General features: G+C 62.9%; 12 protein-coding genes. 4 read left to right on the forward strand and 8 right to left on the reverse strand.

What is annotated here, in order from left to right:
• Positions 1-39 precede the first annotated feature (39 nt).
• The 7 genes from FJ425_RS00345 to FJ425_RS00375 all read right to left on the reverse strand — a co-directional run bounded on the left by FJ425_RS00345 (position 40) and on the right by FJ425_RS00375 (position 7,405).
• Entirely contained in the window at positions 40-960 is a 921-nt protein-coding gene (locus FJ425_RS00345) for an ABC transporter permease (protein ID WP_140720905.1), read from the reverse strand.
• Positions 960-2,090 (reverse strand): ABC transporter permease, encoded by a 1,131-nt coding sequence (locus FJ425_RS00350; RefSeq protein ID WP_140720908.1) that lies wholly within the window; start codon positions 2,088-2,090, stop codon positions 960-962. Before FJ425_RS00350 ends, FJ425_RS00345 begins: the two co-directional genes overlap by 1 nt.
• A complete protein-coding gene (locus tag FJ425_RS00355; protein ID WP_181175729.1) occupies positions 2,087-3,664 on the reverse strand; it encodes an ABC transporter ATP-binding protein in 1,578 nt (525 codons plus the stop codon). Before FJ425_RS00355 ends, FJ425_RS00350 begins: the two co-directional genes overlap by 4 nt.
• Before the next feature lie 294 nt (positions 3,665-3,958).
• Positions 3,959-4,936 (reverse strand): quinone oxidoreductase, encoded by a 978-nt coding sequence (locus FJ425_RS00360; protein WP_140636672.1) that lies wholly within the window; start codon positions 4,934-4,936, stop codon positions 3,959-3,961.
• Between the two features lie 137 nt (positions 4,937-5,073).
• Positions 5,074-5,892 (reverse strand): phosphatidylcholine synthase, encoded by an 819-nt coding sequence (gene pcsA / locus FJ425_RS00365; RefSeq protein WP_181165074.1) that lies wholly within the window; start codon positions 5,890-5,892, stop codon positions 5,074-5,076.
• Positions 5,889-6,503 (reverse strand): DUF1326 domain-containing protein, encoded by a 615-nt coding sequence (locus tag FJ425_RS00370; protein WP_140636670.1) that lies wholly within the window; start codon positions 6,501-6,503, stop codon positions 5,889-5,891. The genes pcsA and FJ425_RS00370 overlap by 4 nt, the downstream gene beginning before the upstream one ends.
• An 11-nt stretch (positions 6,504-6,514) precedes the next feature.
• Entirely contained in the window at positions 6,515-7,405 is an 891-nt protein-coding gene (locus FJ425_RS00375; protein WP_140636668.1) for a DUF2182 domain-containing protein, read from the reverse strand.
• 101 nt (positions 7,406-7,506) lie between these two features.
• Here FJ425_RS00375 and FJ425_RS00380 point away from each other — a divergent pair, with 101 nt between their 5' ends.
• Both FJ425_RS00380 and hspQ read left to right on the forward strand, forming a co-directional pair.
• On the forward strand, positions 7,507-8,718 hold the full coding sequence (locus FJ425_RS00380; protein WP_140720914.1) for a UbiH/UbiF family hydroxylase: 1,212 nt from the start codon (positions 7,507-7,509) through the stop codon (positions 8,716-8,718).
• A gap of 238 nt (positions 8,719-8,956) precedes the next feature.
• Positions 8,957-9,280 (forward strand): heat shock protein HspQ, encoded by a 324-nt coding sequence (gene hspQ / locus FJ425_RS00385; RefSeq protein WP_181165073.1) that lies wholly within the window; start codon positions 8,957-8,959, stop codon positions 9,278-9,280.
• Between the two features lie 95 nt (positions 9,281-9,375).
• Here hspQ and FJ425_RS00390 read toward each other — a convergent pair whose 3' ends face one another.
• A complete protein-coding gene (locus tag FJ425_RS00390; protein ID WP_095765425.1) occupies positions 9,376-9,996 on the reverse strand; it encodes an invasion associated locus B family protein in 621 nt (206 codons plus the stop codon).
• A gap of 293 nt (positions 9,997-10,289) precedes the next feature.
• Here FJ425_RS00390 and FJ425_RS00395 point away from each other — a divergent pair, with 293 nt between their 5' ends.
• Together FJ425_RS00395 and FJ425_RS00400 are read left to right on the forward strand one after the other, a co-directional pair.
• The gene (locus FJ425_RS00395) at positions 10,290-12,110 is read left to right on the forward strand and encodes an extracellular solute-binding protein (protein ID WP_140720917.1); all 1,821 of its coding nucleotides are present in this window, start codon (positions 10,290-10,292) and stop codon (positions 12,108-12,110) included.
• 38 nt (positions 12,111-12,148) lie between these two features.
• Entirely contained in the window at positions 12,149-12,829 is a 681-nt protein-coding gene (locus FJ425_RS00400; RefSeq protein WP_140720920.1) for a DsbA family protein, read from the forward strand.
• Positions 12,830-13,006 lie beyond the last annotated feature (177 nt).

Consider the following 13,006-nt stretch of genomic DNA (forward strand, 5'->3'; position numbering starts at 1 on the left):
CTGAGTTAAGCCTTGGAGCTTCCCGTCTTTTTGTTGTTGTCAACGATCCGGAACAAATGGCTGCCCCAACGAAGCCGGCGTGTTCATCATCGTCAGCCGCTTGTTGCGCGAGATTAGAACGAGAACCACGACGGTTGCCAGATAGGGCAGCGAAGAAAGAAACTGCGAAGGCACCGGAATGCCAAAAGCTTGTGCATGAAGCTGGCCGATCCACACTGCGCCGAAGATATAGGCGCCGGCCAGCACCCGCCACGGACGCCAGGAAGCGAACACCACCAGCGCCAGCGCGATCCAGCCGCGACCCGCACTCATGTTTTCCACCCATTGCGGCGTGTAGACCAGCGACAGGTGGCCGCCGGCAAGACCGGCGCAGGCGCCGCCAAAGATCACGGCGAGATAGCGGTAGCGAATGACCTTGATGCCGAGCGCATGCGCCGACGTATGGCTGTCGCCGATCGAGCGAAGCGTCAGGCCCGTGCGCGTCTTGAACAGGAACCACATTACCGCCGCGGTCAACGCGATCGAGATGTAGAACACCGGGTCCTGGCCAAAGACCAGCTTGCCGACTACCGGGATCGAGCTGATCCCCGGGATATCCAAATTGGGCAATCTCACGCCCGGCTGACCGACGAAGCTGGTGCCGATCATGCCGGAGAGGCCGAGCCCGAGCAGCGTCAGCGACAGGCCGGTCGCCACCTGGTTGGTCGCGAGAGACAGCGTCATGACGGCGAACAGCAGCGAGAACAGCGCGCCGACGATGATTGCGGCAAGCAGGCCGATCCACGGCGACCCGGTGAGGTAGCCGGCGCCGAAGCCGCCGACGGCGCCCACGATCATCATACCCTCGACGCCGAGATTGAGCACGCCCGAGCGCTCGACCACCAGCTCGCCGATCGCCGCGATCAGGAGCGGCGTCGCGGCGGTCGCGATGGTCAAAAGGATGTTGACGGTGATGTCCATCAGCGAGCCTCCTCGAGCTTGGGCGCCGCTTCGAGCTGCGCCGCCCCGTTCGGCTTCGTCAGCGCCATGCCGATCAGGCGAATGCGGTAATGGATGAGCGTGTCGCAGCCGAGCACGAAGAACAAAAGCATGCCCTGGAACACGCGCGCCACCTTGTCGGAAATACCGAGCGCGCTCTGCACCGCCTCGCCGCCAAGATAGGTCAGCGCCAGCACCAGGCCCGCGGCCACGATGCCAAGCGGATTGAGCCTGCCGAGAAAGGCGACGATGATGGCGGTGAAGCCGTAGCCAGGCGAGATCACCGGCTGCAGCTGGCCGATGGCGCCGGAGACCTCGGAGATGCCTGCCAGACCGGCCAACGCGCCGGACAGAAGGAAAGCGAAGAACACCATCCGGTTGAAGCCGAAGCCGGCAAAGCGCCCTGCCCTTGGACTGGAACCCAGCACGCGCACCTCGAAGCCTTTCAGCATGCGGCTCATCATCAGCCAGACCAGCACGGCGGCAACCAAGGCGAAGACAAAGCCCCAATTGGCTCGGCCGGCGTCGGGCATCAGCTCGGGCAGCACCGCCGAGTCGCCGAACTGGATCGTCTGCGGGAAGCCATGGCCTTGCGGATCGCGCCACGGGCCGCGCACCAGCCAGTCTAGGAAAAGCTGCGCGACATAGACCAGCATCAGGCTGGTCAGGATCTCGTTGGTGCTGAATCGGGTCTTCAAAAGCGCCGGGATCGATGCGTAAAAGGCGCCGCCGACCATACCGAGCAGAAGCATCAGCGGGATCACCAGCGGGCCTTCGAACTGCGGGAACAGCACCGGGATGATCGAACCGAAGATCGCGCCGAAAATGAACTGGCCTTCGGCGCCGATGTTCCAGATATTGGCCCTGTAGCAGACCGAAAGGCCCACCGCGATCAGGATCAGCGGCGCTGCCTTGATCGCCAGCTCATGCAACTGCCAGACCTGGCTGACCGGCTCGACGAAATAGATCTCGAAGGCGTTGAGCGGATTGACGCCGAGCAAGGCGAACATGATGGCGCCGGCAATGATCGTCAGCGCGAAGGCGATGAAGGGCGACAGCATCGAGAACAGCGCCGAGCGCTGCGGGCGTTTGACGAGTTCGATGCGCATCATGCCACCTCCATCCTGTGTTCGGCGTGGCCGGGCTCGGCGCCGCCCATCAACAGGCCGATCCTCTCGAAAGTCGCCTCGGCAATCGGCAGCGGCGTCGACAATTCGCCGTTGTGCATGACGGCGATCGCGTCCGACAGCTCGAACAATTCGTCGAGATCCTGGCTGATGACCAGGACCGCGGAGCCGCTGCGGGCAAGCTCGATCAGGGCCTGGCGGATGTGAGCGGCAGCACCGGCGTCGACGCCCCAGGTCGGCTGGTTGACGATCATGACGCTCGGCTTGCGGTCGAGCTCGCGCCCGACGATGAATTTCTGCAGATTGCCGCCCGACAGCGCGGCGGCCTCCGGATCGGGCGCGCTCTTGCGCACGTCCATGGCTGTAATGATGCGCTGGGCGGCGCTGTAAACGGCGCTGTTCTTGACCATGCCGCCCGAGCCGACGAACGACTTGCCGTCGGTGGCATGGCGCGAGAGCAGCAGGTTCTCCGAAAGCTTCATGCGGGGTGCTGCGCCATGGCCGAGGCGCTCTTCCGGCACGAAGGCGGCCCCCATTAGTCGCCGGCCGGTGATCGAAAGGCCGCCGGCGTCCTTGCCGCGGATGCGCACGGAACCGGTATCCTGCTGCAGCACTTCGCCGGACACGGATTCGAAGAACTCGCCCTGGCCGTTGCCGGCCACACCCGCGATGCCGATCACTTCGCCGGCGCGCACGGTGAGGTTGATGTTTTTGAGCGGGATGGCGAAGGGCGTCGCCGGCTTGCGGCTGAGGCTGCGGATTTCCAGCAGCGCCGGCGCCGTTTCGATGCCTTCGGCCGGCGCGCGGACCACAGCCTTCACCTCGCTGCCGACCATCATGCGGGCGAGCGATGCGGCGGTCTCCTGGCGCGGGTTGCAATGGCCGACAACCTTGCCGTGGCGAAGCACCGTGGCGCGGTCGCAGATGCGTTTGACCTCTTCCAGCCGGTGCGAGATGTAGAGGATCGACTTGCCTTCGGCGCGCAGGCGCTCCAGCGTCTCGAACAGCTTGTCGGCCTCCTGCGGCGTCAGCACCGAAGTCGGCTCGTCGAGAATGATGAGCTGCGGTGTCTGCAAGAGGCAACGGATGATCTCGATGCGCTGGCGTTCGCCGACCGAAAGGTCTCCGACCAGCGAATCCGGATCGAGCGGCAGGCCATAGCTGTAGGACAATGCCCTCGCCTTCGCGGCGATGCTGCTGATCGGCGAGCCGTCATTGAGCGAAAGCGCGATGTTCTCGGCCGCGGTCAGCGCTTCGAACAGCGAGAAATGCTGGAACACCATGCCGATGCCGAGCTTCTTGGCCGCGCCCGGGCTGGTGATCTTGACCGGCTTGCCGTCCCAGAAGATCTCGCCCGAGTTCGGCTCGAGCGATCCGAACAGCATCTTGACCAGCGTCGACTTGCCGGCGCCGTTCTCGCCGAGCAGCGCGTGGATCTCGCCTTTTGCGATATTGAGATCGATGTGATCGCACGCCGTCAGCGTGCCGAATATCTTGGTTAGGCCGCGAACCTCGAGCAGGTTCGCCCTGTCATGATTTGCACTCACAGTGCCTCCCATCCGGTTTCCCAGACATGTTCTGTGTTCCCGAAAGCATGGTATGCGCGGCCGGCTCCAGTCGGAAAGCAGCACCCGACTTGAAAGAGCTTCAAGAATTTCAGCGGAAACTCAAGGGCTAAGATAGATCCGTGGGGAACGACAGCAAATCAACAGCGCTTTTCAGGCAATCCGTGCCTTCGGGCACGGCAAGCCACTGAAAAACAGGGCAGCCGGCTAGGTATGGTGCTGAAAAGTGTAAAGCGACTTCCCGCCCCGGAATTGCGATAGAGCGATACGCCGCTTCCGTGAAACGCTTTAGGGAATGAGGACGGTCGTTCCCGTCGTCTTGCGGGCCTCGAGATCCGCTTGCGCTTTTGCAGCATCCTTCAGCGCATAGCGCTGGTTGATCTTGATCGCGACGGCGCCGCTCTTGACCACGTCGAAAAGCGCTTCGGCCGACTTCACCAGATCTTCGCGCCTGGCATTATAGACGAAAAGCGTCGGCCGGGTCGCATAGAGCGAGCCCTTCTGCGCCAGCAGCGACATCGAGAAAGGCGGGATCGGCCCGGACGACTGGCCGAAGCTGACGAACATGCCGAGCGGCCGCAGGCAGTCGAGCGATGCCGGAAAAGTGTCGGCGCCGACGGAATCGTAGACGACGTCGCATTTCTTCCCGCCCGTCAGCGCCTCTACGCCGGCGACGAAATCCTGCTCTTTGTAGTTGATGACGTGATCGAAGCCGTGCGCCCGCGCAAGTTCGATCTTGTCGGCGGAACTCGCGGTGCCGATCACGGTCGCGCCGAGATGCTTTGCCCATTGCCCGAGGGTCAGGCCGACACCGCCTGCGGCTGCGTGGTAGAGGATCGTGTCGCCGACCTTGACGGGAAAGGTGCGGCGCAAGAGGTATTCGGCCGTCATGCCCTTCAGCATCATCGCCGCCGCTTGCTCGTCGCCGATGCCGTCCGGCACTTTGACCACGCGGTCGGCCGCGATCACCCGTTGCTCAGCGTAAGCCCCGACATTGACGGCATAGGCGATGCGGTCGCCGGGCTTCAGCCAGTCGACACCCGGGCCGAGCGCCAGAACGACGCCCGCTGCCTCGCCGCCTGGGATCAGCGGAAAACCGCCAAGTGGCGGATAAAGCCCGGAGCGATAGTAAACGTCGATGAAGTTGAGGCCGATTGCCGTGTGCCGGATCAGGATCTGGCCTTCTCCCGGCTGGCCGGGGTCGGCGTCTTCATAGGCCAGGACTTCGGGGCCGCCATGGGCGTGGATGCGGATTGCCTTGGACATCGCTCAGCTCTCAGAAGGGTAAGTGCGAAAATCTGGAAACATGATTCCGAAAAGGAGAACCGATTTTCGGAAGTTCATGCGCCGATATACAGCTAGGGCCAGGATGACCATTCAGCAAAAAATATCCTGATCCAGGATCAGGACTTCTTGGCGCCCAGATTGGGAAATATCTGCATGATGCCTCCGATGCTGGCGAGATAGAGGCCGCTGATGGTGATGCCGATCTTGGTGAAGTTGCTGACCTGCTCTCCCAGCACGCCAATCTTGTCATAGAAGGCGGCAAGTGCTGCCTGCGCCAGCGCCAGCGCGCCGAAGGCGCACCACAAAAGCGTCATAAAGAGATTGACCGGCCTCAGCCGCACGACACGCACCGGATGGATGAAGTTGATCGGCATGAAGGTCAAAATGCCGGCAACCACCACCACGGCGAAAGACACCCATTGCCCAGGCTCGATGACGAAGAGCGTGAACACCACCATGTTCCAGACGACGGGAAACCCTTTGAAGAAGTTCTCCTTCGTCTTCATGCCGGTGTCGGCATAATAGATCGCGCTGGAGACGACGATGATGGCCGCCGACAGGAAGGACAGATTCTCGCCCATGAAGCCGCGCTGGTAGAGCGCGAAGGCCGGAATGAGCACGTAGGTCACGTAGTCGATGATGTTGTCGAGGAGCTCGCCCGACCATGTCGGCAGGATTTCCTTGACCTCGAGCTTCCTGGCGATCGGGCCGTCGATGCCATCGACGAAAAGCGCCAGCCCCAGCCACCAGAACATCGCCGTCCAGCGTTGCTCGCTCGCCGCGACCAGCGATAGGAAGGCAAGGAACGATCCCGACGCCGTGAGCAGATGCACGGAGAACGCGCGCGCCTGCGGCCACGTCACCTTCTTCTTCGGCAATGGGATCCGTTGCGCGATCTTCTTGGCTGCCTTGCCGGCCCTTGTGTTCTTGCTCACGGTCCCCGCCAGTCCAGCTTGCAGATTTCGGCCGAGCGGCCGGCGAAATTCCAGTTGCGGCCGAAGGCGCGCATCTTGCTCTTGTCGGACTTCGCCACGATGATTTCCGGCGCGATCCAATATTCCGAATTGGCGATCACCGTATCTTTCTCACGGTCCTTGCCGGGAATGGGCGTCACCGCGCCGTCGATAATCTTGGGAATCTGGAAGACGCGCGTCTTGTCACGCGTCCCGTAGGTGATCGGCACCTGCTCGACGCCGAGGAATTTCCCGACGAGGATCGAAAGCAGCGAGGTGGTGCCGCCGGCCTTGCCGGTGAAGATCTTGGTCAGCGCCTTCACCGCGTAGATCGACGCGCGCTTGTCGATGAACAGGCCGGCCGTCCAGTTGCCGCGGCTCATATAGCCGGGAATTTCCATGATCAGGCCGAGATTGAGGCCCGACAGTTCGACCTCGCCGAAATGGCCCGCATCGATGCGGAAGCCCGCCCATGTCTGGCAATAGCCCTCGGTCGGCGGATGGCTGCCAAGCGACAGCACGCAGGGACAGAAAACCGTGCAATTGCAGGAGAGTACCAGCTCCCCTTTCATTGCCCAGCTTTGGTCGGTCATCGAATTCTCCCTCATGCCGAAACTAATAGCAGGGCAGCCGCCCACACAAGCAGTATCGCACCGGCAATCCGGCTGGCCACCCTGCCGGCGGTCTGTTTTTCGATCAGCGTGAACAGGCCGATCAGCGCCATCCAGAAGACGTTCATGGCGCCGACGGCAAACATCACCAGCATCAGCGCCCAGCAGCAACCGAGACACCAGACGCCCTGTTCCAGGCCGAGCCGGAAGATGCGGCCTGATTTCGCGCTCCACCTGGCGAACAGGACCGAGAACGGATTGCGGCACTTTTCCAGGCATGCCTGTTTCAGGCCGCTGAATTGATAGAGGCCGGCGACAAGCAGCGCGATGGCGCCGGCAAGCCCGACGGCGGGGTCGAGCATCCGGCCGGAACCGACAAAGGCGTACACGGCGAACGTCAGCACGCTGAAGCCCACGGATGCGGCAAGCCATGTGGCGAGGTATCCGGCGACAAGCACCAGCGGATGAACGACTGGTTCGCCTTTGATCCTCGCCGTGTCGGCGATTTCGCAATAGGTGCGGATCAGCGGCGCCGCCGAAGGCAGCATCGTCGCCACGGCCATCAGGAACCACATCAGCACAAGCGCCGGCGCTTGCAGGCCGGCCAGGCCGGCAAGCGGCGCCGGCGCGAGGCAAAGAGCGAAGAACCGGTCGAGAAAATCCGGCAACGGCAGGCCCGGCAGATTTTTCAGCAGCATATCGCCGGGGCCGCCCACGGGGCTGCCTTCAGCGCCGCGTATCGCCATCGCGCCGAGAAGCAACCAGGCAAGGGCGATGCCGATGCCAATCGCGAGCATGACCGCGCGGCGCGGGCTGCGCGCCACGCCCGCCGTCGCGCGGCCGGCGCGGTCGAGATGGCTGAAATCATGCTGCTCGCCGCTCATGGCAATCGAATGGGCTGAATCGCCGCGTTGATCAAGCCGGCCAATCTGCCCTATATCGGGACAAAGGCCCGACGGGTCGCCTCGCATTGTGGAAGCCTGGCGTGGAGCACAACGACAAAGCCCGCATCCTGGTTGCCGGCAGCGGTCCGGCCGGCTTGATCGCCGCGCTCGGCTTCGCCGAGGCCGGCTTCGAAGTGACGCTGGTCGGCCCTGAGGCCAACACCGCCGACGGCCGCACCACCGCCCTCATGAACCCCGCCCTGAAAGTCCTTGAACGACTGGGCATCCTTGCCGAACTGAAGCCGCAGGCCGCGGCGCTCAAGGTGATGCGCATCGTCGATGCCACAAGGCGGCTGATCCGCAGTCCAACCGTGATCTTCCGCGCCAGCGAGATCGGCGAGGAACAGTTCGGGCTCAATCTGCCGAACAAGGCCCTCATCACCATTCTTGCCAAGGCGGTTTCAGCTCATGATGGCATTCATTGGCTGAAATCCACCGTCGAGTCATGGCGCCTGGACGCCGATCAGGCCCATGCCCGGCTGGCCGACGGCAGCGAAATCTCTGCATCGCTTGCTGTCGCCGCCGACGGGCGCCTGTCGCTGGCGCGGGAAGCCGCCGGCATTCGCGCCTTTGCGCGTCCCTATCCGCAGTCGGCGCTTGTGCTCAATTTAGGCCACCGCAGCGAACACGGCTTCGTTTCAACCGAGTTCCATACCGAGACAGGGCCGTTCACGCAGGTGCCGCTGCCCGGCAGGCGCTCGAGCCTTGTGTGGGTGGTGAGGCCGGAGACCGCGCGGGAGCTTGCCGCGCTCGACGATGCAACTTTGTCGGGGCGTGTCGAGGAGCAGATGCAATCGATGCTTGGCCGGGTCTCCGTCGAGCCGGGCCGCCAGGTCTATCCCTTGTCTGCGGCCTCGCCCGGCCGTTTCGCGCAAAACCGCGTGGCGCTGGTCGGCGAGGCAGCGCATGTGTTTCCGCCGATCGGCGCCCAAGGCCTCAATCTGGGTATCAGGGATATCGACGATCTGATTGGAATCGCGAGTGAAAACAGCAATGACCCTGGATCGCGCCGAAGCCTCGCCGCCTATGACACGAGGCGCCGGCCCGACATTTGGGCGCGCAGTGGCGCAGTGAACCTGCTCAACATGTCGCTCTTGTCCGACATGCTGCCGGCGCAGCTGGCGCGCAGCGCCGGCCTTAGTGCGCTTGGCGGCTTCGCGCCGCTGCGCGCCTTCTTCATGCGCGAGGGCCTGCGGCCCGGCAGCGGCTTTCGCGCCATCGCCGGCGGCCTAAGGAAAGAGGTCGGCCGGTAGTATTCCAAGGCCGATGACGTCGGACTTTCTTCGCTCAGGCGGGAAAACTCCCGCGCGGCTAACCCGTTGCTTCAGCCAAGATCAAGGACTTGGCTATTGAACTGCGGCCGCGTCTGCGCCAAATAGGCACCAGCCGAAAGTCGGGGTCGATTTTTGGCCGCGTGACGTGTAAATTCAAGGCTTTAGGCGCCTTGTGCGCAGCCACGACAGGCGCCTCGGAACCTAAGTGGTGAACGTAATGAAAACGGCCAAGTTCTCGATCGGGCAAGTGGTTCGCCACAGGCTGTTTCCATTCCGCGGCGTGATCTTCGACGTCGATCCCGAATTCGCCAACACCGAGGAATGGTACGAGGCTATTCCCGCCGACGTGCGTCCGCGCAAGGACCAGCCTTTCTACCATCTTCTGGCGGAAAATTCGGAGACTGAGTACATCGCCTATGTGTCCGAGCAGAACCTGCTCGAGGACCGGTCGGGCGAGCCGGTACGGCATCCGCAGATCGGCGAGATTTTCGACAAGCTGCCGGACGGCCGCTACGAGCCGAAGCGCCAGTCGAAGCACTGAAGCGCTAACGAACGTCGCCCAGGGCGCGACGCGGCGCAACAAAAAAGCGGAGCATTTGCCCCGCTTTTTTGTTTCCGAGAAACGCGCTTGCGCGATCAGTTCGCGGTCTTGGCCTTGTCCTGCTCGTCCTTGAGCTTCTTGGCGAAGTCCTGATTGTTCTTGGCGACGAAGTCCTGCAGCTTCTTCTGCCGGTCCTCGATATCCGACTGCTGCAACGGCGGGCCGTCATAGGCGCCGCTGAAGCCGGTGAGCGCGATCTTGATCGGGTTCGGCTGGTTCTGGAAGTTGATCGAGGTGAGCGTGATGCCCTGCCCCTTCTTGAAGGAAGCGACGAGCTGGTCGCTCAGCGGCACTTCCGCCACGCAACGATCCGGGAAGCAGATCACATAGTCCAGCTTCTGCGCCTTGCCGGCATCGATCTGCAGCGCAATTCCGGGAGGCACGAGGCGGCCGGTCGGCACCGTGACCTGGAAGACCTTGCGGTTCACCTTGCCCTTGAGCTCGATCAGGCTGACGCCGGTGACGAGCTGGCCGTTGCCGGCCGTGACGATGTTCTGCACATTGCAAATGTCAACGTCTTCCTGCTTGGTGCAGGCCTTGAACCAGCCCTGCGGGATCTGCGGCTGCTGTTGGGCCGAGGCGGTGAAAAGCCCGGCGCCCAGAACGCCGACCACGCCTGCGGCCAGCACCGAAAGGCGGTACGCGTTGATCGTCATATGGTGCACTTTCCTCTCAAATGATCCCGGGGACCGGCTTCTTCGTGCCGTGTGGTCCAGCTACCTGTTGCCCAAATGAGGCAACAGGATGACTTCGGAGCGCGTGTTACACTGCCAGCGACATCGAATCCAGCCCGGTTTCCGCGATTTCTTCGCGGTTCGATGTCCAGGGCAAGCATCGATCGGCGCTGGAGCGGCGGAACCCGATTCCCATTGGCGCGCCGATTCAATCGGATAGCGAAATGCTCTAGGGTGCATGGCGAATCACAAAGCCGTCCGGCAAGGAGACGGTCATGGACCGCGTTCTCGTCCGGCTGATCGCCGCGACCTCGTTTCTGGCTCTTTCGCTTCTTCCGGCACAGTCGGAGCCGAAGCACGGCTTAGCCATGCAAGGCGAGCCGGCGCTGCCGCCCGACTACCAGCATTTCGACTACGTCAATCCGGACGCGCCGAAAGGCGGCAGCGTCACCTATTGCGTCGTCGGCTCCTTCGACAACCTCAATCCCTTTATCCTGAAAAGCCTGCGCACCACAGCGCGCGGGATGATCGATACGGTTTACGGCAATCTCGTCTTCGAGCCGCTGATGCAGCGAAACTATGACGAGCCCTTCAGCCTCTACGGGCTGCTTGCCGACAGTGCCGACATGGACCCGGAGCGAAAGAGCATCGAGTTCCATCTGAACCCCAATGCAAAATGGTCGGACGGCCAGCCGGTGACGCCGGAGGACGTGCTGTTCACCTACGACGTCTTCGCCGCGAAGGGCCGCCCGCCCTACAGCGACCGCATGAGCATGATCGCCAAGCTGGAGAAGACCGGCGAGCACAGCGTGAAGTTCACCTTCAACGACAAGGCCAATCGCGAATTCCCGCTGATCGTCGCGCTGACGCCGATCGTCCCCAAGCACGCCTCCGACAAGGACACGTTCGATAAGACCACGCTGAAGCCGCTGATCGGCAGCGGGCCCTACACCGTGGACAAGGTGCTGCCGGGGCAGCGTATCGTCTTCAAGCGGAATCCGGATTACTGGGGCAAAGACATTCCGTCGAAGCGCGGCTTCGACAATTTCGATCGGGTCACGATCGAGTATTTTCTCAACGCCAACGCCAAGACGGAAGCGTTCAAGAAAGGAATTTGCGCTCTCGATGACGAGACCGATCCGGTCAAGCGTGAGCGCGACATCGACTTTCCAGCCTTCCGAAAGGGGGATGTGAGGGAAGAATATTTCAACACCGGCATTCCCCCGGTTGTGACCGGCTTTCTGTTCAACACCCGGCTGCCGAAATTCGCCGATCCCGTCGTCCGCCGCGCGCTCGGCATGCTCTACGACTTCGAATGGACAAACAAGAATCTGTTCGGCGGCAAGTTCAACCGCACCATGAGCTATTGGCAGAATTCCGAGTTGTCGGCGCTCGGCCACCCTGCGGACGATCGCGAAAAGGCGCTGCTTGCGCCCTACCCCGGCCGCGTGCCGCCCGAAGTGATGGACGGCACTTGGCGCCCACCCGTGACGGATGGTTCAGGCCAGGACCGCAAGGTGCTCAAAACCGCCTTCGAATTGCTGAAGAGCGCCGGCTTCCATGTGCAGGACGGCAAGATGCTCGACGCGCAAGGAAACCCGTTCGGCTTCGAAATCCTGACCTCGTCGCAGGACGAAGAGCGGCTGGCGGCCGTCTACCAGCGCACGCTGGAAAAGATCGGTATCGACGTCGGCATCCGCACCCTCGACGGCGACCAGATCCAGTCGCGCAAGCAGCGTTTCGACTTCGAGGTTCTGATCGGGACGAGCGGCTTCAGCAATTCGCTGTCGCCCGGCAGCGAGCAGGTCGGCCGCTGGGGATCGGTCGCCGCCAAAACGGAAGGATCGTTCAACCTCGCCGGCGTCGCCGATCCGGCGATCGACGCCGCGATCGACGCGATGCTGAACGCCCGCGCCAAGGAAGACTATGTCGCCGCGGTGCGCGTGCTCGACCGGCTGCTGATCTCAGGCGGCTACATGGTGCCGATGCAGTACAACACCCAGCAATGGGTCGCTTACTGGAGCTATCTGGAACATCCGCAAAAGACCCCCATATTCGGCTATCAGCTGCCGACCTGGTGGCGAAAGCCCAACTGAGGCAGGCCCGACCGGCTGAGACCAAACAGGAGACGAGCATGAGCGCCGAGAACACCATCACCGTCGATGTTGTGTCCGATGTCGTCTGCCCCTGGTGCTTTATCGGCCAGAAGCGGCTGGACAAGGCCATCGCTTCCGCAAGCGACATTGACGTGCGTGTGCGCTGGCGGCCATTCCAGCTCGATCCGACCATCCCGCCAGCCGGCATGGATCGCCGCCAATACATGCTCGGCAAGTTCGGCAGCGAGGAGCGCATCCATCAGATCCACGCGCGCATCGAGCCGCTCGGCGAAGCCGAGGGCATCAGCTTTGCCTTTGGCGCCATCAAGGTCGCGCCGAACACGCTCGACGCGCACCGCGTCATCCGCTGGGCGGGCGCAGCCGGCGAGGACGTGCAGAACCGGCTGGTGCGCCGCCTCTTCCAGCTGAATTTCGAGGAAGGCGTGAACATCGGCGACCATGCCGTGTTGATTACGGCCGCCGGCGAGGCGGGCATGGATGCGTCGGTGGTCGAGACGCTGCTGCCGACCGACGCCGACGTTGAGGCCGTCCGCAACGAGATCGCCACCGCTTCGCGCATGGGCATCACCGGCGTGCCCTGCTTCCTGCTTGAAGGCAAATATGCCGTGATGGGCGCGCAGGATGCCGACACGCTTGCCGATGCCATCCGCCAGGTGGCCCAGGCCAAGGCGCGCGGCGAGCTCGAAACCGCGAACTGAATGTTCCGTCAGTGCGATCCGTAGCCGCCGAACTGACCGCCGCGCGCTTTCCTGAAAATTGTGCTCCTGTTTCGCGGTCGCCTTGGCTTTGCTCAGGAAGAAGCTGTTGCCGTAGCCAAGCTTGGTCAGATCGCCGCAACAGCCCTGATCGCCGGTACGGCCATGTCCGTTTCGGCA

This window comes from Mesorhizobium sp. B2-7-2 (genome assembly GCF_006440775.1).
Lineage (GTDB): Bacteria > Pseudomonadota > Alphaproteobacteria > Rhizobiales > Rhizobiaceae > Mesorhizobium.